Annotated in this window: 26 protein-coding genes; 7 read left to right on the plus strand and 19 right to left on the minus strand. The window is 66.7% G+C overall.

Annotated elements, in window-relative coordinates:
- Window positions 1–30 precede the first annotated feature (30 nt).
- The 6 genes from JOF56_RS05480 to JOF56_RS05505 all read right to left on the minus strand — a co-directional run bounded on the left by JOF56_RS05480 (window position 31) and on the right by JOF56_RS05505 (window position 5,550).
- The gene (locus JOF56_RS05480; protein WP_209635154.1) at window positions 31–1,212 is read right to left on the minus strand and encodes an ABC transporter ATP-binding protein; all 1,182 of its coding nucleotides are present in this window, start codon (window positions 1,210–1,212) and stop codon (window positions 31–33) included.
- Between the two features lie 2 nt (window positions 1,213–1,214).
- Complete coding sequence (locus tag JOF56_RS05485; protein ID WP_209635156.1) at window positions 1,215–2,057, minus strand: carbohydrate ABC transporter permease; 843 nt, start codon at window positions 2,055–2,057, stop codon at window positions 1,215–1,217.
- Window positions 2,057–3,010 (minus strand): carbohydrate ABC transporter permease, encoded by a 954-nt coding sequence (locus JOF56_RS05490; RefSeq protein ID WP_307854932.1) that lies wholly within the window; start codon window positions 3,008–3,010, stop codon window positions 2,057–2,059. The genes JOF56_RS05485 and JOF56_RS05490 overlap by 1 nt, the downstream gene beginning before the upstream one ends.
- Window positions 3,007–4,323, minus strand: a complete 1,317-nt coding sequence (locus JOF56_RS05495) for an ABC transporter substrate-binding protein (protein WP_209635158.1) — start codon at window positions 4,321–4,323, stop codon at window positions 3,007–3,009. The genes JOF56_RS05490 and JOF56_RS05495 overlap by 4 nt, the downstream gene beginning before the upstream one ends.
- Before the next feature lie 189 nt (window positions 4,324–4,512).
- Complete coding sequence (locus JOF56_RS05500) at window positions 4,513–5,046, minus strand: YflT domain-containing protein (protein WP_372447837.1); 534 nt, start codon at window positions 5,044–5,046, stop codon at window positions 4,513–4,515.
- Window positions 5,047–5,091: 45 nt separating this feature from the next.
- Complete coding sequence (locus tag JOF56_RS05505; protein ID WP_209635159.1) at window positions 5,092–5,550, minus strand: winged helix-turn-helix transcriptional regulator; 459 nt, start codon at window positions 5,548–5,550, stop codon at window positions 5,092–5,094.
- Window positions 5,551–5,632: 82 nt separating this feature from the next.
- Between JOF56_RS05505 and JOF56_RS05510 the strand changes: the two genes are divergently transcribed.
- Complete coding sequence (locus JOF56_RS05510) at window positions 5,633–6,289, plus strand: DUF899 domain-containing protein (protein ID WP_209635161.1); 657 nt, start codon at window positions 5,633–5,635, stop codon at window positions 6,287–6,289.
- 2 nt (window positions 6,290–6,291) lie between these two features.
- Here the strand turns inward: JOF56_RS05510 and JOF56_RS05515 are convergent, their stop codons facing one another.
- The 5 genes from JOF56_RS05515 to JOF56_RS05535 form a co-directional block, all read right to left on the minus strand.
- Window positions 6,292–6,582 carry a hypothetical protein gene (locus JOF56_RS05515; protein WP_209635164.1) on the minus strand — a complete coding sequence of 97 codons (291 nt, stop codon included), beginning with the start codon at window positions 6,580–6,582 and terminating at the stop codon, window positions 6,292–6,294.
- Between the two features lie 66 nt (window positions 6,583–6,648).
- Window positions 6,649–7,845 carry an acyl-CoA dehydrogenase family protein gene (locus tag JOF56_RS05520; protein ID WP_209635166.1) on the minus strand — a complete coding sequence of 399 codons (1,197 nt, stop codon included), beginning with the start codon at window positions 7,843–7,845 and terminating at the stop codon, window positions 6,649–6,651.
- Window positions 7,846–7,924: 79 nt separating this feature from the next.
- Window positions 7,925–8,074, minus strand: a complete 150-nt coding sequence (locus JOF56_RS05525; protein ID WP_209635168.1) for a hypothetical protein — start codon at window positions 8,072–8,074, stop codon at window positions 7,925–7,927.
- A 90-nt stretch (window positions 8,075–8,164) separates the two neighbouring features.
- Window positions 8,165–8,947 carry a slipin family protein gene (locus JOF56_RS05530; protein ID WP_209635170.1) on the minus strand — a complete coding sequence of 261 codons (783 nt, stop codon included), beginning with the start codon at window positions 8,945–8,947 and terminating at the stop codon, window positions 8,165–8,167.
- Between the two features lie 46 nt (window positions 8,948–8,993).
- On the minus strand, window positions 8,994–9,302 hold the full coding sequence (locus tag JOF56_RS05535; RefSeq protein ID WP_209635172.1) for a hypothetical protein: 309 nt from the start codon (window positions 9,300–9,302) through the stop codon (window positions 8,994–8,996).
- 49 nt (window positions 9,303–9,351) lie between these two features.
- Here JOF56_RS05535 and JOF56_RS05540 point away from each other — a divergent pair, with 49 nt between their 5' ends.
- Both JOF56_RS05540 and JOF56_RS05545 read left to right on the plus strand, forming a co-directional pair.
- Entirely contained in the window at window positions 9,352–10,620 is a 1,269-nt protein-coding gene (locus tag JOF56_RS05540; RefSeq protein ID WP_209635174.1) for a magnesium transporter MgtE N-terminal domain-containing protein, read from the plus strand.
- Window positions 10,613–11,146, plus strand: coding sequence for a DUF1003 domain-containing protein (locus JOF56_RS05545; protein WP_209635176.1), 534 nt, complete (start codon window positions 10,613–10,615; stop codon window positions 11,144–11,146). Before JOF56_RS05540 ends, JOF56_RS05545 begins: the two co-directional genes overlap by 8 nt.
- On the opposite strand, the gene JOF56_RS05550 is transcribed toward JOF56_RS05545, so the two are convergent.
- Window positions 11,137–11,598, minus strand: coding sequence for a MarR family winged helix-turn-helix transcriptional regulator (locus JOF56_RS05550; RefSeq protein ID WP_307854933.1), 462 nt, complete (start codon window positions 11,596–11,598; stop codon window positions 11,137–11,139). The genes JOF56_RS05545 and JOF56_RS05550 overlap by 10 nt on opposite strands.
- 87 nt (window positions 11,599–11,685) lie before the next feature.
- Here JOF56_RS05550 and JOF56_RS05555 point away from each other — a divergent pair, with 87 nt between their 5' ends.
- A complete protein-coding gene (locus JOF56_RS05555) occupies window positions 11,686–12,819 on the plus strand; it encodes an Mrp/NBP35 family ATP-binding protein (protein WP_209635177.1) in 1,134 nt (377 codons plus the stop codon).
- A gap of 178 nt (window positions 12,820–12,997) precedes the next feature.
- Here JOF56_RS05555 and JOF56_RS05560 read toward each other — a convergent pair whose 3' ends face one another.
- Window positions 12,998–13,723, minus strand: coding sequence for a MerR family transcriptional regulator (locus tag JOF56_RS05560; RefSeq protein WP_209635179.1), 726 nt, complete (start codon window positions 13,721–13,723; stop codon window positions 12,998–13,000).
- 393 nt (window positions 13,724–14,116) lie between these two features.
- Here JOF56_RS05560 and JOF56_RS05565 point away from each other — a divergent pair, with 393 nt between their 5' ends.
- Window positions 14,117–14,494: a hypothetical protein gene (locus JOF56_RS05565; protein WP_209635181.1), complete on the plus strand. Its 378-nt coding sequence runs from the start codon at window positions 14,117–14,119 to the stop codon at window positions 14,492–14,494.
- 63 nt (window positions 14,495–14,557) lie between these two features.
- Here JOF56_RS05565 and JOF56_RS05570 read toward each other — a convergent pair whose 3' ends face one another.
- From JOF56_RS05570 to JOF56_RS05585, 4 genes are read right to left on the minus strand one after another with little or no spacing between them, the layout of a single operon-like run.
- A complete protein-coding gene (locus JOF56_RS05570) occupies window positions 14,558–15,724 on the minus strand; it encodes an ABC transporter permease (protein WP_245378162.1) in 1,167 nt (388 codons plus the stop codon).
- 26 nt (window positions 15,725–15,750) lie between these two features.
- Window positions 15,751–16,431 (minus strand): ABC transporter ATP-binding protein, encoded by a 681-nt coding sequence (locus JOF56_RS05575; RefSeq protein ID WP_209635186.1) that lies wholly within the window; start codon window positions 16,429–16,431, stop codon window positions 15,751–15,753.
- Window positions 16,428–17,513, minus strand: coding sequence for a peptidoglycan-binding protein (locus JOF56_RS05580; RefSeq protein WP_209635187.1), 1,086 nt, complete (start codon window positions 17,511–17,513; stop codon window positions 16,428–16,430). Before JOF56_RS05580 ends, JOF56_RS05575 begins: the two co-directional genes overlap by 4 nt.
- Entirely contained in the window at window positions 17,510–18,055 is a 546-nt protein-coding gene (locus tag JOF56_RS05585; RefSeq protein WP_209635190.1) for a DUF3558 domain-containing protein, read from the minus strand. The genes JOF56_RS05580 and JOF56_RS05585 overlap by 4 nt, the downstream gene beginning before the upstream one ends.
- A 131-nt stretch (window positions 18,056–18,186) precedes the next feature.
- Here JOF56_RS05585 and JOF56_RS05590 point away from each other — a divergent pair, with 131 nt between their 5' ends.
- Both JOF56_RS05590 and JOF56_RS05595 read left to right on the plus strand, forming a co-directional pair.
- Window positions 18,187–18,846: a response regulator transcription factor gene (locus JOF56_RS05590; protein WP_209635191.1), complete on the plus strand. Its 660-nt coding sequence runs from the start codon at window positions 18,187–18,189 to the stop codon at window positions 18,844–18,846.
- 50 nt (window positions 18,847–18,896) lie between these two features.
- Complete coding sequence (locus tag JOF56_RS05595) at window positions 18,897–19,979, plus strand: sensor histidine kinase (protein WP_245378163.1); 1,083 nt, start codon at window positions 18,897–18,899, stop codon at window positions 19,977–19,979.
- A 5-nt stretch (window positions 19,980–19,984) separates the two neighbouring features.
- On the opposite strand, the gene tatB is transcribed toward JOF56_RS05595, so the two are convergent.
- Window positions 19,985–20,362, minus strand: a complete 378-nt coding sequence (tatB, locus tag JOF56_RS05600) for a Sec-independent protein translocase protein TatB (RefSeq protein ID WP_209635193.1) — start codon at window positions 20,360–20,362, stop codon at window positions 19,985–19,987.
- 44 nt (window positions 20,363–20,406) lie between these two features.
- A complete protein-coding gene (locus tag JOF56_RS05605; RefSeq protein WP_209635195.1) occupies window positions 20,407–21,933 on the minus strand; it encodes a S1C family serine protease in 1,527 nt (508 codons plus the stop codon).
- Window positions 21,934–21,998: the final 65 nt, after the last annotated feature.

Here is a 21,998-nt window from a genome sequence, read left to right on the forward strand (position 1 = left end):
CTGCTTGCATGCAAGCATGACGCCTGGATCTCAGCCCGAGTAGGTGAGGTTCTTGCCGCTGGACGGGTCGAAGAGCTGCACCTTGTCCGCGTCGAACCAGATCGGCACCGACGTGCCCTCGGTCGCCTCGGAGGCGGCCGAAAGCCTGGTGACGATCTGGGAACCGCTGGCGGGGACGTCGGCCGAGCCCGAGTCGGCCGCCAGTTCGTCCAGCTCCTTGGAGGTCGCCTGGTCGCCCTCGACGGTGAAGTAGGCGTACTTGTCCGAGCCCATCGACTCGAGCACGTCGACATGGGCGTCGAACGTGCCGCCACCGGCCTTGGCCGAGTCGTCCAGCAGCCGGGCGTCCTCGAAGTGTTCGGGGCGGATGCCCAGGATCACCTCGCGGGGCGCGTCGGCGCTGGAGAGCAGCGACCGGATCCGGTCGGTCAGCGTGAACTCCCCCAGCGGGGAGTTCACGTTGTTGTCGGCCAGGGTCGCGGGCAGGAAGTTCATCGACGGCGAGCCGATGAACCCGGCCACGAACAGGTTCGCCGGCTGCTCGTAGAGGAACTGCGGCGAGCCGATCTGCTGCACGAGACCGCCGCGCAGCACCACGACCCGGTCGCCCAGCGTCATCGCCTCGGTCTGGTCGTGGGTGACGTAGACCGTCGTGGTGCCGAGCTGCTTCTGCAGTTTGGACAAGGATGTCCGCATCTGCACACGCAGTTTGGCGTCCAAGTTGGACAGTGGCTCGTCCATCAGGAACGCCTTGGGGCTACGCACGATCGCCCGGCCCATCGCCACGCGCTGGCGCTGCCCACCGGACAGGTTGCCCGGCTTGCGGTCCAGGTGCTGGGTCAGGTCCAGCGTCCTGGCGGCTTCCTCCACCTTCTGCCGGACGATCTTGTCGTCCACCTTGGCCAGCCGGAGCGGGAAGGCCATGTTCTCCCGCACGCTCATGTGCGGGTAGAGCGCGTAGGACTGGAACACCATGGCGATGTCCCGGTCCTTCGGGGCCTTCTCGTTGACCCGCTGCCCGTCGATGCGCAGCTCGCCCTCGGAGATGTCCTCCAGCCCGGCGATCATGTTCAGGGTCGTGGACTTCCCGCAGCCCGAGGGCCCGACCAGGATGATGAACTCGCCGTCGGCGATCTCGATGTCCACTTCGGACACCGCGAGCGCGCCGTCGGGATACCGCTTGGTCACTTTGTCCAGAATGATCTCAGCCATGATCAGCCCTTCACGGCGCCGGAAGTCAGCCCCGCGACAATGCGGCGCTGGAAGAACAACACGAACAGGATGATCGGGATGGTGATCACGACGGCCGCCGCGGACACCGTTCCGGTCGGGTCCTCGAAGTACGAGGCACCGGTGAAGAACTGCAGTGCCGCCGGCACTGTCCTGGACGCGTTCGTCGACGTCAGCGAGATCGCGAACAGGAAGTCGTTCCAGCAGAAGATGAACACCAGGATGGCCGTGGTGAACACGCCCGGCGCCGCCAGCGGCGCGATCACCTTGCGGAAGGCCTGTGCCGGCGTGGCGCCGTCCATCTTGGCCGCTTTCTCCAGCTCCCAGGGGATCTCGCGGAAGAACGCGGACAAGGTGTAGATCGACAGCGGCAGCGCGAACGTGATGTACGGCAGGATCAGGCCGGGCCACGTGTCGAAGAGCCCCAGCGCACGCTCCATGTCGAACAGCGGCGACACCAGCGACACCTGTGGGAACATCGCGATCAGCAGGGACACACCGACCAGCGCCTGCTTGCCGGGGAAGTCCAGCCGGGCGATGGCGTACGCGGCCATCGTGCCGAGCACCACGGCGATCACGGTGGCGATCACCGCGATGCCGATCGAGTTCACCAGTGCCCGCAGGAAGTCCGTGGTCTGGAAGATGTCGATGTAGTTCTGCAACGTCCACTCGGTCGGGATGAAGCTGCCGTCGGTGAGTGTGGCCGTCGTCTTGAACGACAGCGACAGGATCCACAGCACCGGCACCAGTGCGTAGATCACCACCACGATGTCGATCAGTGTCCAGCGGGTCACCCGGCCCGGTGTCCGGGTCATCATCATGGCCATCAGCGCTTACCTCCCGAATCGGAGCCCGGTGCCGACGTGCCGAACACCTTGATGAAGAGGAACGCGATGATCGCGACGGTGATGAAGATCAGCACCGACATCGTCGAGCCGATGCCCAGGTTCAGGCCGCGGATCAGGTTGTTGTAGTTCTGGATGGACACCGACGACAGGCCCGGCGTGAGCACGAACAGGTTGTCGAAGATGCGGAACGCGTCGAGCGTGCGGAACAGCAGCGCCACCAGGATGGCCGGCTTCATCACCGGCACGATCACCTTGGTGAACCGCTGCCACGGCCCGGCGCCGTCCATCGCCGCGGCTTTGAGCAGGTCGTCCGGCACCAGGGCCAGACCCGCCATCAGCAGCAAAGCCATGAACGGCGTGGTCTTCCAGACCTCGGCGAGCACGACGATGAAGAAGGCGGGCACCTGGTCGGACAACAGGTCCGAACCGGGCGCGACCAACTGGCCGAGATAACCGGTGGTGTCCTGCCAGGCGTACTTCCAGGAGAACGCGGCCACCACGGTCACGATGCCGTACGGGATCAGCGTGACGGTGCGGACCAGGCCACGGCCCACGATGGTCCGGTGCATGATCAGCGCCAGCGTCATGCCGAGCACGAGCTCGATGATCACCGACACGACAGTGATCAGCAAGGTCAGGCCGAAGGCGTCCCACCAGTACCCGTTGCCCAGCACGGTGGCGTAGTTGTCCAGGAACACGAACTCGGTCTGGTTGGGGAACCGCAGGTCGTAGCGCTGCATCGACAGCCAGATCGAATAGATGATCGGCCACGCGGTCACCAGGAGCATCACGATCGCGGCCGGTGCGCACAGCAGCCAGCCGAGCTTGCGTTCAGCGCGCTTGCCCTCGCTGAGGACTTCCTTCTTCTTCGGCGGTTTCCCGGCCGGCGGCGAGGTTTTCTCCGCCGTGGTCTCCGGTGCGGCGTGGCTCACGGCAGAACCCCCTTGGAATTCAAGGCATCCGTCAGCTCACTGCGCAGCCGGTTCGCGGTCGCCTGCGGATCGATGGCCGACGGCGGCGACAGGATGTTGGCGATGACCGTGGAAGCGTTCTGATAAGCCGGGGTCAGCGGCCGTGCCTGGGCGTTCTCCAACGACTCCAGGATCGCGTCCTTCATCGGGTACGCCTGGTCCATCGTCGGGTTGTCCTTGGCGTCGGCCGGTTTGGCCGGGTCGACCGGACTCGGGTCGTCGTAGATCGTGGAGATCGTCGGCGGCAGGCTTTCGGTGATCGCCTGGTACTTCTGGCTGTCGGCGGCACGCAGGCACAACGTCGCCTCGAAGGACTCCTGCGGATGCCGGGAGTACGCGCTGACCGCGAGGTTGAACCCGCCGACCGTGGCTTTGCCCGGCTGGCCCGGGTTCACGCCGGGATACCGGGTCCACTTGAAATGCTTGGCGCGGTCCGGATTGGCCTTCTGGATGGAGCTGTAGGCGTACGGCCAGTTCAGCAGAAACGCCGCCTGGCTGTTGGGCGCCTCGAACCCGTTCTGGACGGTCTGTTCCTTGGAGTTGCCCAGTGCCGGGTTGGTGACGTCCGAGGTGGCGAGTTTCTTGAGAACCTCAAGGCCTTTGACCGCGCCCGCATCCATCACGACGCTCTTGCCGTCGTCGGACAGGATGTGCCCACCAGCCGAGTTCACGATGGTGTTGTACTGCACCACGTATCCCTCGTACTTGGCCGCGGTCATCAGGATCTGGTACGGCTTGTTCTCCCCATGCAGCCGCTGCGCCTGGGAGATCATCTCGTCGAACGTCGTCGGCGGCGTGCTCACCAGCCGGTCGTCGTACCAGAGCAGCTGTACGTTGGTGTTCTTCGTCGCGGAGTAGAGCTTTCCGTTCCATGTCGCGGTCTTCAGCGGGCCGGGAAAGACATCCCGTTCCGCTTCGGCCTTGTTCTGCCCGGTCCATTCGAGAATCCACCCGGCCTCGGCGAACTCCGCTACCCAGACCACGTCGAGTCCGAGAATGTCCATTTCGGAATCGTTGGCGGCCAGTCTGCGGACCATCTGCTCACGCTGACCGTCCGCCTCCCGTGGCAATTTGTTGTAGACGATGGTGTATCTGCCGTTGGCCTTCTCGTTGCACTTCGCGACTACCTTGTCGAAGTTCTGCTCGGGCGAGTAATACACATTGATCGTCGTGCCCGACTCAGAACTGCACGCGGCAAGCAAAGGGGCGGCGAGAACCGCTGCCCCCAGTGCCGCGACAAGGCGCCGCCGCGACGTGCGACTGGCGCTGCGCATGCCCTGCCTCCTCGTCCTGCGAGAAGCCGGGCTTGCCCCTTCACAGCGCCCGGCACCTCGTTGTGCCCCCGGGCGCGACGGGTGTGCCCAACCTCACCTGTAACGCGCTCGGGCTCACTGAACTTAGGCGGGTTGATCACCCCTCGCAAGCCAATCGCACAATACTGCAGACACGATTACGTCAAGGGTTTACGGGGTACCACCCGTTGGGCGCATTGACAACTTGGCAAGCAAGTCGCGGCCCAGTTCGGCATTCCGCGGCTGACAGAGCACGTCATAGCGACCGGCGACCAACTGGCTGGCCGATGCGAAATCGCGGCGGCCACGCGTCGACAGGTAACTGACCGCCGCAAACGTGAGCCCGAACAACACACCTGCCGCCACGCCGACCAACACCGGCACAAGCGACACGGTCTGACTTGAGAACCACGCGAGCAGAATGCCGACGAAGAGACCGAACCAAGCGCCCGACAACGCGCCGGTCCCCAGCACCTTGCCCCAAGTCAGCCGGCCCACGATCCGTTCCACCAGCATCAGGTCGACACCGACAATGGTCACCTCGGTGACCGGGAAGTCGGCTCCCGCCAGGTGTTCGACGGCCCGCTGAGCCCCCTCGTACGTGTCATAGGAACCGATCGGCCAACCGGATGGCGGCGTCGGCAACCGCGGCAGCCCAGGATTGGGCCGCCCTTGCCCAGAAAACCCACCGGCCACGACTGTCACCTCTCCACACCTGCACCGATGGTGACCATCCTGCCAAGCCGGACATCAGGACGCGAACCCGGCTGCTCCTGGGCCTGGCAGGACGTCGACATCGCCCGCGTGCATCGGCTTGCCACACGTCGAACAGGTCAGCTCGACGTGGCTGACCTGACCGCAGTCGTGGTGGCGGTAGAGGACGGGCGGGCCGGCCTCGCCCGCAGTCCATTTGTCGCCCCAGCGGACCATCACGAGCAACAGATCGGCAAGTTCCAAACCCTTGGTGGTCAGGACATATTCGCACCTGTTGGCCTCGTACTGACGGCGTTCGGCGATACCGTTGGCGACAAGGGACTTGAGCCGTTCGGCGAGCACCTTGCGCGAGATGCCCAAGTCCTGCTGGATCTGATCGAACCGGCCGATGCCGACATAGATGTCACGAAGGATGAGTGGCGACCACGGCTCACCGATGACATCGAGCGTGCGCGCGATCGAGCACGCCATGTCACCGAAGTTCGTCCTCTGCATGGACCGAGGTTACGCCTTGCGAGTTCCCTGAAGGAACTGTTAGCTTGGGTTTCCTCAGGGAACCCTCGTTTGGAGGAAAATCATGAACCGACCGGCAGTGGTATCGGCTTCGGAATGGCAGGCGGCCCGCGACGAGCTGCTCGTCCACGAGAAGGAGCTCACCCGGGCGACCGACGCGCTGGCCGCCGCCCGGCGCCGCCTGCCCATGGTCCAGCTGTCCACCGGCTACTCGTTCGCTGCGCCGTCCGGCTCCCCCGCGGGGTTGCTGGATCTGTTCGACGGCAAGCAACAGTTGGTCGTCTACCACTTCATGCTCTCGCCCGGTTCGTCGCACATCTGCGGCGGCTGCTCTTCGTTCACCGACAACCTCGCCACCGACCAGACACATCTGAATGCCCGGGACACCAGGCTGATCCTGATGTCTCCGGCGCCGCAGTCGGAGATTTCCGTGGTCCGCAATCGCTTCGGCTGGACCCATCCGTGGTATTCGGGCTACGGCAACAGTTTCTATTCGGATCTGGACCTTGGTGACGGGTTCGGCCTGAGCGTGCTGCTCCGGGACGGCTCCGACGTCTTCCGGACCTACTACACGTCCGCGCGGGGCGTCGACCGGTTGCGCACAGACTTCAACCTGCTCGACCTCACGCCCTACGGCCGTAAGGAAGTCTGGGAGGACTCCCCCGACGGCTGGCCGCAGGAACCGACCTGGAACCGGGTCCGGCTTCGCGACGAGTACTGAGATCACGGCCGGCGCACGATCGCGTCCATCGTCGACCCGGGTGGCATGCGGCCGGGCTCGGCCGGCGGTCCGTCCGGGCGCAGGCTCGCCCGGGGATCCCCGCAGGTGGCCGACTCCGGCGAGGCGCTCGGCGCCGCTGCGGGATCCTGCACATCTGCCGGACGAACTTCACGCGCCGGTCCGACGCTGCCGGGCGGTTGCGGACCAGCCTGCTCGCAGCCGGCGGTGACCAGCACCACCATCACCGTCACCAGGCAACGCAGCCTGACCGCCCTACCGGCGCCTCCCCACATGGGACCAAGCACAGCACGACAAAACTCGGCCCCACCAGGGCAACTTTGCCCGCACAGCGGTGGATCTCAGCCGCGGGACCTGTATTCGCGCAGCAGGCCCCGGCTGATGATGGTCTTCTGGATCTCGCTGGTGCCTTCGCCGATCAGCAGGAAGGGCGCCTCACGCATGAGGCGTTCGATCTCGTACTCCTTGGAGTAGCCGTAGCCGCCGTGGATGCGGAAGGAGTCCTGGGTCACTTCGGCGCAGTACTCGGAGGCGATCAGTTTGGCCATGCCGGCTTCGACGTCGTTGCGGGCGCCGGAGTCCTTGAGGCGGGCGGCGTTGACCATCATCAGGTGGGCGGCCTCGACCTTGGTGGCCATCTCGGCCAGTTTGAAGGCGATGGCCTGGTGTTCGGCGATCGCCTTGCCGAAAGTCCTGCGCTGCTGGGCGTATTCCACCGCCAGCTCGAAGGCACGGATCGCGATGCCGCAGGCGCGGGCCGCGACATTCACGCGGCCGACTTCGACTCCGTCCATCATCTGGGCGAAACCCTTGCCCGGCGCGGCACCCAGCACCCGGTCGGCACCGATCTTGAATCCCGAGAACACCGCTTCGGTTGTGTCCACGCCTTTGTAGCCCATTTTGTCGATCTTGCCGGGGATCGTGAGGCCGGGCGCGACCTCACCGAAGCCGGTCGGCTTCTCGACCAGGAAGGCGGTCAGGTTCTGGTGGGGTTTTGAAGCTCCTTCATCGGTTTTCGCGAGCAGAGCGATCAAAGTGGAGCTTCCGCCGTTGGTCAGCCACATCTTCTGACCGTCGATCACGTACCCGTCGCCGTCCTGCTTGGCGCGCGTCTTGATCGCGGCCACGTCCGAACCGAGATCCGGTTCGGACATCGAGAAGGCGCCCCGGACCTCGCCGGTCGCCATCCGGGGCAGGAAGTGCTGCTTCTGCTCGTCGGTGCCGTGCTGTTTGATCATGTGCGCCACGATGAAGTGGGTGTTGATCACGCCGGACACGCTCATCCAGCCGCGGGCGATCTCCTCCACCACGAGGGCGTACGTCAGCAGCGACTCGCCGAGTCCGCCGTACTCCTCGGGGATCGTGAGGCCGAAGAGGCCCATCTCCTTCATGCCCTCGACGATGTCCGCGGGGTACGTGTCGCCGTGCTCCAGTTCCTGGGCGTGCGGGATGACTTCCTTGTCCACGAAGGTACGGACCGTCGAGAGGATCTCCCGCTGGATGTCGGTCAGTCCGGCCGTCTGGGCGAGGCGAGCCATGGTGCGCTCCCGGGAAACGTCGATGTCAGTTACCGGTCAGTATCGCGCTTTGCCACAGCCCTGCAGTGTGAAGCGGCTCTCAGCTGGCGATATCGAGTTGCCGCGCGCAGTGCCGGCAGGCCGCGGCGAAGACGTGCACATCACGCCGGCACCCCGGGCAGGTGCGCATGCTGCGTTCCAGTAAGTCGTCCTGCTCACGCCGGCGGAAGATCCGAATGCGTTTGCTCATGACCTCCAGCGTTGCCCGAACACCCCCGGGAAAGGCAAATTTCTCATACATAATGTGGGTCTGCTCATAGCAACCTGATACACAGCGTAATTATTCGGATTTGTCCTGTAATCGTTCTGTGACCTTCGACGCGTTTTCCAGAAAACGCAGTAACTCGACCGGGAACGGCAATACGAGCGTCGAATTCTTCTCGGCTGCTACTTCTACGACGGTCTCAAGAAGACGAAGTTGCAGTGCGGCGGGCGTGTTGGCCATCACAGCGGCCGCTTCGGACAACTTCTGGGACGCCTGGAACTCGCCGTCGGCGGTGATGATGCGGGCCCGGCGTTCCCGTTCCGCCTCGGCCTGCCGGGACATCGAGCGTTTCATCGATTCGGGCAGCGCGACGTCCTTGATCTCCACCCGGTCGATGTGCACGCCCCATTCCAGCGCCGGGCTGTCGATCATCATCTCCAGGCCCTCGTTGAGCCGTTCCCGGTTGGCCAGCAGATCGTCCAGTTCGCTCTTGCCGATGATGGACCGCAACGAGGTCTGGGCGACCTGCCCCATCGCGTACCGGTAGTCCTCGACACCGATGATCGCCTGCACCGGGTCGATGACCCGGAAATACACCACCGCGTCGACCTTCACCGTCACGTTGTCGCGGGTGATCCCCTCCTGCGCGGGCACCGGCATCGCCACGATCTGCATGTTCACTTTCCGCATGCGATCGGCGATCGGCAGCATGAAAGTCAGCCCGGGATCCCGTGGCCTGCGGTGCACCTTGCCCCAGCGCAGCACCAAACCCCGCTCATATTGTTTGACGACCCGCGCACTGGTTCCGAGCCAGACACCGCCAATGGCGATGATCCCGGTGAGAATCTCGACGAGCATGGCAGCACCACCAATCCTCGATGGTCCCAATGCTACGCCGGTCGTTTTACCGGGCCTCTGCTCTGGCGACACTCAGCCGGAAGTGAAACGTCCTGGTGACACCCTGAACCTGAACAGTCCAGATGTCCTCGCCGGTCCGGTAGATCCGGCGGCCGCGCTCGGACATCGGATGCCGCGGCTGATACTGCCGGGCCATCATCGCGCCGTCGGTGAGTGCCGCCTCACGAGTCGGAAAAGTCCGGACATGGCTGAGACCCCAGATCCGCGCATCCGACCCGATGTTCTCCTCCACCAGCACGCACCACTCGCCTTGGATCGGCCCACCGGCCGGAACTGGATCTTGTGGTCTCTCCATGGCCGTAGGATGCCGCGCAGCCCACGCCGTTGGCTACTAACCTGATCACGTGGCGGGCACAAACCGGGTTTTCGCGGGTCAGCTGGCAGGACTGCCGGTCTACGGTCCGGACGGCGAACGAATCGGCAGAGTGCGCGACATCGTCGCGAGTCTGCGGGCCGACCGCCAGCCGCCCAGGGTCCTTGGTGTCGTCGTCGAACTGGCCACCCGGCGCCGGATCTTCGTGCCCATGCTCCGGGTCACGTCGATCGAGCCGACCGCGCTGACCCTCGCCACAGGCTCGGTCAACCTGCGCCACTTCCATCAGCGCCCCAACGAAGTTCTTGTCGTCGGCCAGCTCTTCGATGCCCGCGTCACGATCGAGTCCCGCGATGCCGCGGCCGTCGTCGAAGATGTCGGCATGGAGCCCACCCGCACCAGGGACTGGGTTCTCGGCCGTGTCGCCGTGCGCGAACGTCTCGGGCGATTCGGTCGCCGCGGTCCGGTCCGGGTCCTCAAGTGGGAGGACGTCCGGGGTCCGGGTGTCCTTGAGCTTGCGGCGGAACCTCAAGGCGCCCAACAACTCGTGGCTGTGTTCGACAACATGCGCGCGGCCGACGTCGCCGCCGCGATCCGGGATCTGCCCACCAAGCGGCGCTACGAAGTCGCCGACGCACTGGACGACGAGCGCCTGGCGGACGTGATCGAGGAACTGCCTGAGGACGACCAGAAGGACATCCTGGCCCACCTCGACGACGAGCGTGCCGCCGACATCCTCGAGACGATGGACCCCGACGACGCCGCCGACCTGCTCGCCGAACTGTCCGAACTGGACAAGAACCGGCTGCTGGAACTGATGGAGCCCGAGGAGTCCGCTCCGGTCCGGCGACTGCTGGAGTACTCGTCGAACACCGCGGGTGGCCTGATGACGCCTGAGCCCGTCGTGCTGACGCCGGACGCCACGATTGCCGAGGCCCTTGCGCGGGTTCGTAACCCCGATCTCACGCCTGCGCTCGCCAGCATGGTGTTCGTCACCAGACCGCCGTCCGCCACGCCGACCGGCCGCTATCTGGGGTGCGTACATGTGCAACGGTTGTTGCGTGAGCCACCGTCCGAGCTTGTCGCCGGCGCGCTGGACGCGGATCTCGCCAAACTGCCGCCGACCGCGTCGCTGGGCGAGGTGACGCGGTACTTCGCCGCGTACAACCTCGTGTGCGGCCCTGTGGTCGATGAGACCGAGCATCTGCTCGGCGCGGTCACCGTTGACGACGTGCTCGACCACCTGCTGCCCGAAGGCTGGCGGGAGAACGGGTTGTGGGAGGCCACCACCGATGCCTGAGCTGCTGCCCCGCCGCCGGCTCGACCAGCCCGTCCGGCCGCGCCGGTTCCTGCGGTTCGAGTTCGACCCGGAGGCGTTCGGCCGGTTCTCCGAACGGCTCGCCAGGTTCCTCGGCACCGGCAAGTTCCTGTTCTGGCAGACCCTGATCGTGATCGTGTGGATCACGCTCAACCTGGCGGCCGCGTCGATGCAATGGGACCCGTACCCGTTCATCCTGCTCAATCTGGCCTTCTCCACGCAGGCCGCCTACGCGGCGCCGCTGATCCTGCTCGCGCAGAACAGGCAGGACGACCGGGACCGGATCTCGCTCGACGAGGACCGCAAACGCGCGGCACAGACCAAAGCGGACACCGAATACCTGGCGCGGGAGATCGCGGCGTTGCGGCTGGCGGTCGGCGAAGTGGCCACGCGCGACTACCTGCGCAGCGAGCTCGACCGGCTACGGACCGATCTCAACGCCAAACCGCGCCGCCGGGCGTCGGCCGAGAACATCAAGGACAACCCCGCTTGGCAGGATCAGGGCTGAGCGTCCGCGATCCGCTGTGTCAACTGCGCGATGGTGGCGAGTTCTTGCTCATCCAGCAACTCGACGAAGTGACGGACAACACCTGCGAGGTGCGTACGCGCGGCGATGCCCAGCCGGTTCGCGCCCGCGGGCGTCAACCGTGCGACCACGCCACGGCCGTCGCCGTCGACGCGCTCCCTGATCACAAGCCCGGCCCGTTCCAGCCTGTCGACCAAACGTGTCACGCCCGAACGTGACAACAACACGGCCTCAGCGAGCTCCGCCATCCGCAACCGCTGGTCCTCGGCTTCGGCGAGCTGTGCGAGCACGTCGTACGCACCCAGCGAAAGACGTTGTTCGGCGAGCAATTCGGCTTCGAGGCAACGCGTCACTTTGGCATGTGAGCGCAGGAAAGCACGCCATGCGTCGATTTCGCTTCGGGTGGGCAACCGGGTTGCACCTAACTCCGGCACAAGCCGATGTTACGGAACGCGCGCAAGTGAGTGCATAGCGCCCCACTGAACGGGCGGCGCGTCAGGTTTCGCCCTACCGGAAGTAGCATGAGAAAGGTGATACCCACTGTCGAAGCGGTCCGTAAGGCGCTCGCAGGCGTGCAGGACCCTGAGATCCACCGCCCGATCACGGACCTCGGCATGGTCAAGGACGTCACGGTGCACCCGGACGGCCTTGTCGACGTCGGCGTGTACTTGACCGTCGCCGGCTGTCCGTTGCGCGACAAGATCACGCGTGACGTGACGGCTGCCGTCTCCGCGCTCGAAGGCGTCCAAGAGGTACGCGTCGAGCTGGACGTGATGAACGACGAGCAGCGCACCGCGATGCGTAAGTCCTTGCGTGGCGACGAACCCAAGATCCCGTTCGCCGAACCCGGCTCCATGACCCGCGTGTACTGCGTCGCGTCCGGCAAGGGTGGCGTCGGCAAATCCAGCGTCACCGTGAACCTTGCTGTCGCGATGGCCGAACGCGGCCTCTCCGTCGGCGTCGTCGACGCGGACATCTACGGCCACTCCGTGCCCAGGATGCTCGGCGCGACCGGCAAACCGACCAAGGTCGAATCGATGATCATGCCGCCGCAGGCCAACGGCGTGAAAGTCATCTCGATCGGTATGTTCACCCCCGGCAACACGCCGGTGGTGTGGCGCGGCCCGATGCTGCACCGCGCCCTGCAGCAGTTCCTCGCGGACGTCTTCTGGGGCGATCTGGACATCCTGTTGCTGGACCTGCCGCCCGGCACCGGTGACATCGCCATCTCGGTCGCCCAGCTGATCCCGAACGCCGAGATCCTCGTCGTGACGACCCCGCAGCAGGCCGCCGCCGAGGTTGCCGAACGAGCGGGCGCGATCGCGCTGCAGACCCGTCAGCGCATCGCCGGCGTGATCGAGAACATGTCCTGGCTGCAGATGCCCGACGGCTCGCGGATGGACATCTTCGGCGCGGGCGGCGGCCAGACCGTGTCGGACTCGCTCTCCCGCGCCGTGGGGTCCGAGGTTCCCCTGCTCGGCCAGGTTCCGCTGGACCCGCGGTTGCGCGAAGGCGGCGACGCCGGCACTCCCCTGGTCACGCTGGATCCCGAGGCCCCGGCATCGGTTGTGCTGAAGGACGTTGCCAAACGTCTGACCGTCCGGGCCCGCGGCCTGGCCGGCCGGATGCTGTCGGTCTCCCCGGCAGGCCGCTGACCAGATCGCATTCGTCCTTCTTGGCCAGCTCGTTGGCCAAGAAGGACGAATGTTATTCGCTTCTGCCGGAAATTCCGTGAGAAGAACTCGTCCATCCGGCGGACGCCCGGTCCAAAACAGGGATTCCGATCACATCGCCCAGTGAATTCCCCGGTCGTTTCCGGCAGACTCGGCCTCTTTACTCGGCGCCGTTACTCCACCGCCGGGGTCGCGACGACGGCGTCGGAAAAATTCTCATGTTCGACGCCTGTCTCGGCTCGGGAAAGGGTTCGACAGATCCCGAATCGCCGGTCGCCGAGTCTGTTCTGGAGTGAACGGTCCCGTCGCCCGGCATTTTCAGCCGCATGGCACAGAGCCGGAACACCTCGACCGCCAGTTCCACGATGTCGTCGGGTGCCGGGCCGGAATCCGTGGGATGTGCCAATACGGTGGCCTGCAGACTGTCCAGTGCGTCGGCGGCGTGCGGCATGACCTCGTTGACGGCCCTCGCGAGCAGCAGGAGAGCCTGGCCGAGGGCGGCATCATGCCGGATGCCCGCGACGGCGGCCACCACCGCGCGGACGTTGCGCACTTCGAGGCGCCCGTCGACGGCCCAGAACAGCACGCCGCTGGCGACCAGTTCGCTGAGCAGGGTCGGACGGCCGCGGACCACTTCGCTGACCAGCTGGCTGACCGACAGCAGCTTGTCCAGCACCATGTCCGGCTCGAGCAGGGCACGGACCGCTTCCAGCGGCAGGCCCTGGCTCTGCAGGTGGAGTATGTGCCGCATGCGGATGACGTGGCCGCGGCCGTAGTACGGGGTCCGTCCCACCCGCGCCGGCGGCTGGAGCAGCCCGCGCGCGTGGTAGGAGCGCACGGTCCGTGGCGTGAGACCGATCTCGGCCGAGAATTGTCCAATTGTCATCGAACGCCGTCCGGCGCCCGCGGTAGGCAGCGGTAACCTGGTCACGAGTGCGGAATTGATCTAGTTCGGCCATACCAGGGCAACTGGCACCAAACGACGCAGGTCCATAACGTGTCCGCATGACTCACCAGGAACCCCCCAAGGTTGATGATTTTGCGGGCGCTTGACACAAGCCGGTCAAGTATGTCAGCGCCGGTATAAGCCGGGCATAAGTCGTCCCGGCGACGGCCCGTGTGATCAAATCGCCCGGATGGGCCAGAAAATGGCTGGACACCTCGTGGAAGCATTTGCTTCCACAGGACCGGCTTGTCTCCAACTCTCTCCATTTCACGGGGCAGGGCGACATCCTTTCGGGGTTGTTGTCGCTGTCCTCCGTGCGGGAGAGGAAAGAGTATGAATTTGTCCTTCCGGAACGCGATCAAACTACTGCTGGCCGGCCTGGCACTGTTCGTCGGCATGGGCCTGTCACCGGCCACCGCTGCGGCCGACACCACCGGCGACTCCGCCGTCGTGCAGGTGGCGAAGGCACCGGCAGCGGTACAGGCCGTCGAGTCGGCCAAGATCCCCTGGGACGTGTGGTGCAGCTGGTCCTGGAACTCGAAGAGGGTCGACTACCAGTGCACCGTGCGCGCGGGGTACGTGCGTGTGTGGGCTGACTGCATCGGCTGGGGCCGCGTCTACACAGGGTGGGTCGGCGTCGGCCAGCACCACCTGTGGGTCGACTGCGGCAGTTACACACTCGGCTCGTTCGGGCGTAATTTCTCCGACTGATTTCACTCCTTTTGTGACCCCCGGTGCCTCATCACCGGGGGTCACACCCTGTGCGGGCCAGGGTCAGGTGGTCGCCAGCGCCTCGGTCGGTGTCAGCCTGGCCGCCCGGGCTGCCGGATACACACCGGCGATCACCCCGATGAGCACCGCGGCACCCACACCGCCGGCCAGCATCCCCGCCGGGAGCACCGTCGGCCAGCCCTGGTAGGCCGAGTAGCCGGCGGTGACCGCCGTGCCGAGCAGCACTCCGAGGCCGCCGCCCAGCCCGGCCAGCGCGATCGACTCGGTCAGGAACTGCCCGCCGATCTGGCGCCGGCTGGCTCCCAGAGCCCGGCGCAGCCCGATCTCACGGCGTCGCTCCAGCACCGAGATGACCATCGTGTTGGCCACGCCGATCCCCCCGACCAGCAGTGCGACCGCCCCCAGTCCGATGAACAACGACGAGTAGGCCTGGTCCACCAGCCGCTGCGCGGCCAGCGCGTCGGACGGGCGGCTGACGAGCACCTCGTTGGGGCGCGCGGGATTCGTGGTCCGGCCGAGCACCGATTTCACGTCGTCCACCGCGCGTTCGTCCGCCCGCACGTAGATCTGGCCAGGCCGCCCGTCGAAGCCGAGGTAGGTCTGCGCCGCCGGCCAGCCGACCATGACCGAGTTGTCCACCTCCGGCGCGAGTGGCACCGGCTCCAGCACGCCGGCCACGGTGAACCACCGGTCCTTGATCCACACCAGCACGCCCGGTCCGACCGCGAGCAGCTGTGCCGCCCGGGCGCCGAGCACGGTCACCGGGAACCGCTCGGTGGCCGCGTCGAGGAATCCCCCAGTACGCACCCGGGCGTTGAGCACGCCGAGCAGGTCCAGATTGCCTGCCACCACCCGCAGCCCGCCGCCCTCGGTACTCGGCACGCGGTCGGTGCGCCGCACCGACGCCGTCGTCATGCCGATCGCGCTGACCGACTGGACCGGGCCGATCCGTTTGATCATGGTCACCGACTCCGCAGGCAGCACGGCCTTCTTCCCGGTCAGCGGATCGGCGCCGGGCGCCACGGTGAGCAGGTTGGGCCCGAGCCCGGCGAGCTCGTTGCGCAGTGCCGCCTGGTTCGACGCAGGCACACCGACCACAGCGATCAGGGCGGCGATACCGATCGCTATGCCAAGCGCGGCAAGCACAGTGCGCAGCGGCCGGGTGCGCAACCCGATCATCCCCAGCCGGACCGTGTCCCACGGTGCCATCCGAACACGCCCAGGCAGTTTCATAGTCATTGCCCTGCCCCCGTGTCTGCGTTGATCCGGCCGTCGAGCATGTCGATCTGGCGCGGCACCGACGCGGCGATCGCGCGGTCATGCGTGATCAACACGATCGTGGTGCCATCCGCGTTGAGCCGGCGCAGCAACGCGAGCACCCCAGCGCCCACGGTCGAGTCAAGGTTGCCGGTCGGCTCGTCGGCCAGCACGATCGACGGCCGGTTCACCACCGCACGGGCGATCGCGACCCGCTGCCGCTCGCCGCCGGAGAGTTCGGTCGGCAGATGCTCGGCCCGATGGGCGAGGCCGACACGCTCCAGCGCCAAGTCCGCCTCCGCGCCCCGGCGGCGCACGGGCGTTCCGGCGTAGACCTGTGCCGCCATCACGTTCTCCCGCGCGGTGAGCCCGTCGATGAGGTGGAACTGCTGGAACACGAAGCCGATCCACGAGGCCCGCAGCGCCGACAGCCTGCGGTCCGGCAGCGAGCCGGCGTCATGACCGTTGACCAGCACACGCCCGGTGCTCGGCCGGTCCAGGGTGCCCATCATGTGCAGCATCGTGGACTTGCCCGATCCGGAAGGGCCGACCACCGCCACCAGTTCCCCGGCCTGGATCCGCAGCGACACCTTCCGCAAGGCGGTCACGCTGCCGGGGTATGTCCTGGAGACGTCGTCAAGTTCGAGTACCGGAGTCATTCGGGGACCACCACCCGCATGCCTTCCACCACACCGTCTCCGGACACCTCGACCATCCCGTCACCGAACATGCCCACCTGCACCGCCATCAGGCGACGCTGACCGCTATCCACCACCTCCAGTCCGTAACCCCCCTCGCGTAGGGCGAGCAGCGCTCGCACTGGCACGGCCAGCACCCCGGCGTGCCGCTGCGCGGTGAGGGCGACCGTGACCGTTCCGGTGTCCGGTGCCGCACCGGGGTCATCGAGGCCGATCGTGGCGACCAGTTTGGCGGCCTTTTCGGTGTTCTCCTCGGCCTGTTTATTGGCCACCGCACGAACTGTGCCGCCGACCGTGCGCGCGCCCGGTAGTTCGACCGTGACCTTCGCGCCGACCGCCGCGTAGCCTGCCTGGACTTCCTCCAGCTTCACGGTCACCAACCGCTCGACACTGCTGACCTTCAGAATCTCGCCCTCCGCAAGTGCCCCGCGTTGCGCGGTGACGCTGTCGACGCGGACGGCTGAATCCAGCACGACAACCTCACCCAGGGCCAGCCGGCCGGTCTCCTCCACCTTGCGGGCCTTCTGCCAGCGTTTGACCGCCTGGGTCGTCGCGGCGCCGAAGTCGCCGTCCGGCACGCCGCCCTTGAAATACCCCAGCTTGACCAGATTCTCCTGCAGCAGCTTGATATCCGGCCCGTCCGAAACACCCTCCGCGAGCTCGCGGTACATGGGTGTGCTGCCGAACAGGACAGGCACGCCGACCGCATCGACGGCGTACAGCGGTTCGCCGCAGTTGATCACCGTGCCCACCGCAGGCAGCCAGGTCAACGTTCCCGTCCGGCGCGCGTTGACCGCGGTGGCCGGCCCGTATCCGAGCGTGCCGTCCACTCTGACCAAGTCGACCAGGTCCCGTCGGATCACCTCGACGGTGGCGGGCTCAGGTGCCGGCTGTGTCGCGGCCACCCGTGGCATCGTGGTCAGCCGGGTGAACACGACCACGCCAGTGGTGCCGAGTACCGCGACGCTCACCGCGGCGGCCAGTAGCCGTCTGCGCCGCCGACGCCGGCGTACCCCGACGGCGATACCGTCCTGAACCGTCATCGCGTCGGCCCCGTGCTGCTGCCTTGGGTTTCCGCGGAACATTTGTTGAGCTTCTGCCGTACGGCTGGGTCAGTGATATCCACTTCCTTGGGGATTGGGGCCGTGCCTGCCCCGCCGCCGACGTTCGGATCGGGGTCCGGATATGCGACACCCAGCCCTCGCATGCATTTCGCAAATTGACGAGCCTGCTCCAAGGCCTCAGCGCTCATCGGTTTGGGTTGACCACCGTCCGGCAGGAACTGCCGGCATTTGTCCAACGCCTCCTGCCGTTTACGTTGATCGCCTGCGGGTGGCTGGCCAGCCTGGTCCTGGCCGCTGCCCCCGCCGCCTGCCGAGTCGTCCACGCTGCGGGGCTCGACTCCCTGCTGCCGCATGCATTCACTGAACGGATCCTTGTTCGGGTCGCCCGGCCGCGCAGGCCCGCTGGACGCACTGCCCGGTGTCGAAACAGACGCGACCTGCGGTCCGGCTTCGCTCGCGCCACAGCCTGCGGCGAGCACGCAGGATCCGATTGCCAGAACTGCCCATGATCGAATTCGCATCGCCATGCTCCTCGTCCCCGGAATGGGTCGCCGATCGGCGTTGGTTCCCTATTTACAGTGGGAGGGATATTTCGGCCGTAAGTGCCTATTGCTTACGGCCTGTTTATGGCTGGACAGGGCACACTGGTCGGATGCGGGTGCTTGTGGTCGAAGACGAGGTGCTGCTGGCGGAGGCCATCGCGGAGGGCCTGCGCCAGCAGGCGATCGCTGTCGACCTGTGTTTCGACGGGGGGATCGCCCAGGAGATGGTCGCGGTCAACCGGTACGACGTGGTGATCCTGGACCGCGATCTGCCGACGGTGCACGGCGACGACGTATGCCGGGAGATCGTCTCGGCCGGCGGCGCGACCCGGGTCATCATGCTCACCGCCGCGCGTCAGGTGGTGGAACGGGTGCACGGGCTCAGCATCGGCGCCGACGACTACCTGACCAAGCCGTTCGCCTGGGAGGAACTGCTCGCCCGGGTGCAGGCGCTGGGCCGGCGGGCGCGTCCGGCGTTGCCTCCGGTGCTGCGGTCCGGCGGCATCGAACTGGACATCCCCAAGCACCAGGTGCGCCGCGACGGCCAACTAGTTCCCTTGGCACGCAAGGAATTCGCCGTTCTGCAGGTACTGATGCAGGCCGAAGGCGCGGTGGTCAGCGCCGAGGAGCTACTGGAGCAGGCATGGGACGAGCACGTGGATCCGTTCACCAACGCGGTACGGGTGACCATGATGACGCTGCGCAAGAAACTGGGGACGCCGGCGGTGATCCACACACTGCCGGGCGTGGGCTACCGGCTGGGCGAGTAAGCCGGCGCCGGTTCTCCATCAAGACCCGGCTGGCGGTACTCGTCGGCGGTTTGCTGCTGATCAGCGGCGTCATCCTGCTGGGCGCCAACTACCTGTTGGTCCGCGCCGCGCTGCCGCCGGCCGGCGGGGAGCTGCCCAACGCCGGAACGGTACCGGCCGAGACCAAAGTGGACGGTTCGGCGAACACGACTCCGGGCGCCTCCACCGACCGGTTGGTGGACACCGCGCAGTATCGCGCGGACGTGCTGAACACGCTGCTCGTGCAGTCCGGGCTCACCCTGGTCGGCACCGCGGCCCTCGCTTTACTGCTCGGCCGGCTCGCCGCCAACCGGATGCTGCGTCAGGTGCACGGCGTGGTGTCCACCGCGCGCACGCTCAGCGCGGACAGCATGGACCAGCGGATCCGCATGCCAGGCCCGCGCGACGAGCTCACCGAGCTGGCCGACACGTTCGACGACATGCTGGACCGGCTGGCTGACTCGTTCGACAGCCAGCGCCGCTTCGTCGCCAACGCCTCGCATGAGCTGCGCACCCCGCTGGCCACTCAGCGAACCATGATCGAGGTGGCGATCCGCCGACCGGCCACCGACGACTACACCCGCCAGCTCTGCCATCGACTGCTGACGATGAACGAACGCAGCGAATCGCTCATCGAAGGGCTGCTCATGCTGGCGAGCAGCAACCGTGGGCTCAACGAGGCATCGGACGTCCGCATCGACGCGCTGGCCGAGCACGCCGTCGCGACCTACGAGACAGCTGCGGCGCACGCTGGCGTACAGCTCAGCATCTCGACCGAGCCGTGCGTGGTCCGGGGCGACGCTGTCCTGCTTGAGCGGCTGATCTGCAACCTGGTCGACAACGGGATCAAGTACAACAACGGCGGCTGGGTGTCGGTCCGGGTGGGTGGCGACAGCACGATCGTGATTGCCAACACGGGCCCCGAGGTCCCGCCTGAGTCGGTGCATGCCCTGTTCGAGCCGTTCCGGCAGCTGACCCGGGCACGGACCGGAACCGACCGGGGCGTCGGGCTCGGTCTGTCCATTGTGGCCTCAATTGTGCGGGCCCACGACGGGACTGTGCACAGCCGCAGCCGAGATGACGGCGGCCTCGAGGTGACCGTGTCGCTGCGCTGAAACTCTCAGGTGGCGTCCGGGTCGAACGGCGGCTTCTCGCCGGGAGCCAGGGGCGGCGGAGTGGACGCGGCCGGTGGCGGTGGTGTGTAGCCGTTCGGCTTGGTGCCGTTGGCCGGTTCGTCGTTGAACAGGTGCTGGGTGACCATCCGTTTCGGGTCGAAATTGCGCAGTTCGCGGAGGTTCTCCAGCGGCTTGCGCAGTTCGTCGAACTCCGGGCCCATCTCGGAGCGGAGCTGGTCACGGGCACCGGTGGCGAAGTCACGGACCTTGCGGATGCTCTTGCCGATCCAGGCCGCCGCGGACGGCAGCCGTTCCGGGCCCAGGATGAACAGAGCAGCCAGCAGCAGGACCAGGATCTCCCACCAACCAATGCTGTCGAACATGACCCCAACCTCCGCCTGAGTCGCCCCAGACCCAGCTTACCGACTCAGTCGGACTGCAAAACCACCTCGATTGTCATCTCCCGCCCATCGCGGACCAGGACAACCGGAACCTTCGCCCCGATGTCATGTGCCCGTGTCGCAACGGTCAACTCGGCGGAGTTGCGCACGATACGGTCGCCGACCTTGGTGATGATGTCGCCTTCGCGGATGCCCGCCTTCTGGGCTGCGCTGTTGTCGGCCACGTTGGCCACACGCGCACCCTGGGAGGACTCGGCGCTCACGTCGCTGACCGCGTTGACGCCTATCTCCGCGTGCTTGACCTGGCCGTCACGGATCAGGGCCTGTGTGATCTTGCGGGCGTCGTTGGCCGGGATGGCAAAGCCCAGACCGATCGAGCCGCCGTCCTCGCTGGGCGCGACGATGAACGAGTTGATGCCGACCAGTGCGCCGGTCGCGTCGACCAGCGGGCCGCCGGAGTTACCGTGGTTGATCGCGGCGTCGGTCTGGATCGCGTCGTACGCGACGGGCGGGTCACCGCCATTGCCCGCCACCAGCCGGGGCCGGTGCAGCGCGCTGACGATGCCCTCGGTGAAGGTGTTGGACAGCCCCAGTGGTGAGCCGACCGCGATCACCGCGTCGCCGACCTGCAGATTGTCGGAGTTGCCGAACTGCAGCACAGTCGGGTTGTTGACCTGGACCTTGATCACGGCCAGGTCCGTCTTCGGGTCCCGGCCGACGATCTTGGCGTCGGCCCGGCTGCCGTCCGGGAACACCGCGGTCGTCTTCATCGAGGCGTCCTTGGCCGCCAGGTCGATGACGTGGTTGTTGGTGACGATGTAGCCCTCGCCGTTGATCACGGCACCGGACCCGACAGAGCCGCTGTTGGTCCCGCGCACCTCGACCGAGACGACCGCGGGCGCCACGCGCTTGGCCACATCCGCGATCGAGCCGGGCGGACGCTGCACGCCAGGCTGGACCTCGGCCAACGTCACATCACTCGTCAGGTCGTTGCCGGTCCGCGCGATCCACCAGCCGACCGCCCCACCCGCACCACCGATCACCAACGCGACCACAGCCAGGATGATCAGCGCGGACGTCTTCACGCGCCGGCCGAACAGCAGCTCGGGCACGCTCAGCAGAGCGCCGGCGGCGCGGGCCTTCTTCGTCTCCGACTCCGTCGCCTGCTGGTCCACCGCGGGCGGGCCGATCATCGCGCCGGCACCCGGGTCACGCCACGGGTCGCCATCCTTCGGCGACCACAAAGCGGACTCGGTCCGTGCCCCGTCGGCCTGCTGGTCGCCGGGCGGGCGCTGCAGCATGACACCCGAGTTGTCCGGCGGACGGCTGAACGCCTCGATCAGCGCGGCGGCGGGCGGTGGCGCGGAACGCAACGCCGGGTCGGGGTGACTGCCGTTCGTCCGCGCGAAGGCGCTGTCCACGCCGTCCGGTCGCCCGAACACCGCGGCCTGAGCCGGATCCACCGAGGGACGGCTCAACGGGCGAGGGCCGAGCCGGTCAGGTGACTCCACGCCTGGCTCGGGGCGCGGGTCTTGCTCAGGGTGCTGGCTCATCACTGTCCAGGGTGCTCTTCAGCTGGTGAAAGCCCGGTAAGAACCATGCAGCCCCCGTCAGGCGA

Origin of the sequence: Kibdelosporangium banguiense (assembly GCF_017876405.1) — a bacterium.
Lineage (GTDB): Bacteria > Actinomycetota > Actinomycetes > Mycobacteriales > Pseudonocardiaceae > Kibdelosporangium > Kibdelosporangium banguiense.

Coding starts and splice junctions, on each gene's coding strand:
- JOF56_RS05530 (WP_209635170.1), bottom strand. CDS start 8,947: ATGCTCGTCGAGATTCTCACCGGGATCATCGCCATTGGCGGTGTCTGG.
- JOF56_RS05555 (WP_209635177.1), top strand. CDS start 11,686: ATGAGAAAGGTGATACCCACTGTCGAAGCGGTCCGTAAGGCGCTCGCA.
- JOF56_RS05560 (WP_209635179.1), bottom strand. CDS start 13,723: ATGACAATTGGACAATTCTCGGCCGAGATCGGTCTCACGCCACGGACC.
- JOF56_RS05545 (WP_209635176.1), top strand. CDS start 10,613: ATGCCTGAGCTGCTGCCCCGCCGCCGGCTCGACCAGCCCGTCCGGCCG.
- JOF56_RS05515 (WP_209635164.1), bottom strand. CDS start 6,582: ATGTGGGGAGGCGCCGGTAGGGCGGTCAGGCTGCGTTGCCTGGTGACG.
- JOF56_RS05585 (WP_209635190.1), bottom strand. CDS start 18,055: ATGCGAATTCGATCATGGGCAGTTCTGGCAATCGGATCCTGCGTGCTC.
- JOF56_RS05590 (WP_209635191.1), top strand. CDS start 18,187: ATGCGGGTGCTTGTGGTCGAAGACGAGGTGCTGCTGGCGGAGGCCATC.
- JOF56_RS05580 (WP_209635187.1), bottom strand. CDS start 17,513: ATGACGGTTCAGGACGGTATCGCCGTCGGGGTACGCCGGCGTCGGCGG.
- JOF56_RS05565 (WP_209635181.1), top strand. CDS start 14,117: ATGAATTTGTCCTTCCGGAACGCGATCAAACTACTGCTGGCCGGCCTG.
- JOF56_RS05525 (WP_209635168.1), bottom strand. CDS start 8,074: ATGAGCAAACGCATTCGGATCTTCCGCCGGCGTGAGCAGGACGACTTA.
- JOF56_RS05505 (WP_209635159.1), bottom strand. CDS start 5,550: ATGCAGAGGACGAACTTCGGTGACATGGCGTGCTCGATCGCGCGCACG.
- JOF56_RS05520 (WP_209635166.1), bottom strand. CDS start 7,845: ATGGCTCGCCTCGCCCAGACGGCCGGACTGACCGACATCCAGCGGGAG.
- JOF56_RS05575 (WP_209635186.1), bottom strand. CDS start 16,431: ATGACTCCGGTACTCGAACTTGACGACGTCTCCAGGACATACCCCGGC.
- JOF56_RS05480 (WP_209635154.1), bottom strand. CDS start 1,212: ATGGCTGAGATCATTCTGGACAAAGTGACCAAGCGGTATCCCGACGGC.
- JOF56_RS05605 (WP_209635195.1), bottom strand. CDS start 21,933: ATGAGCCAGCACCCTGAGCAAGACCCGCGCCCCGAGCCAGGCGTGGAG.
- JOF56_RS05495 (WP_209635158.1), bottom strand. CDS start 4,323: ATGCGCAGCGCCAGTCGCACGTCGCGGCGGCGCCTTGTCGCGGCACTG.
- JOF56_RS05485 (WP_209635156.1), bottom strand. CDS start 2,057: ATGGCCATGATGATGACCCGGACACCGGGCCGGGTGACCCGCTGGACA.
- tatB (WP_209635193.1), bottom strand. CDS start 20,362: ATGTTCGACAGCATTGGTTGGTGGGAGATCCTGGTCCTGCTGCTGGCT.
- JOF56_RS05510 (WP_209635161.1), top strand. CDS start 5,633: ATGAACCGACCGGCAGTGGTATCGGCTTCGGAATGGCAGGCGGCCCGC.
- JOF56_RS05570 (WP_245378162.1), bottom strand. CDS start 15,724: ATGGCACCGTGGGACACGGTCCGGCTGGGGATGATCGGGTTGCGCACC.
- JOF56_RS05535 (WP_209635172.1), bottom strand. CDS start 9,302: ATGGAGAGACCACAAGATCCAGTTCCGGCCGGTGGGCCGATCCAAGGC.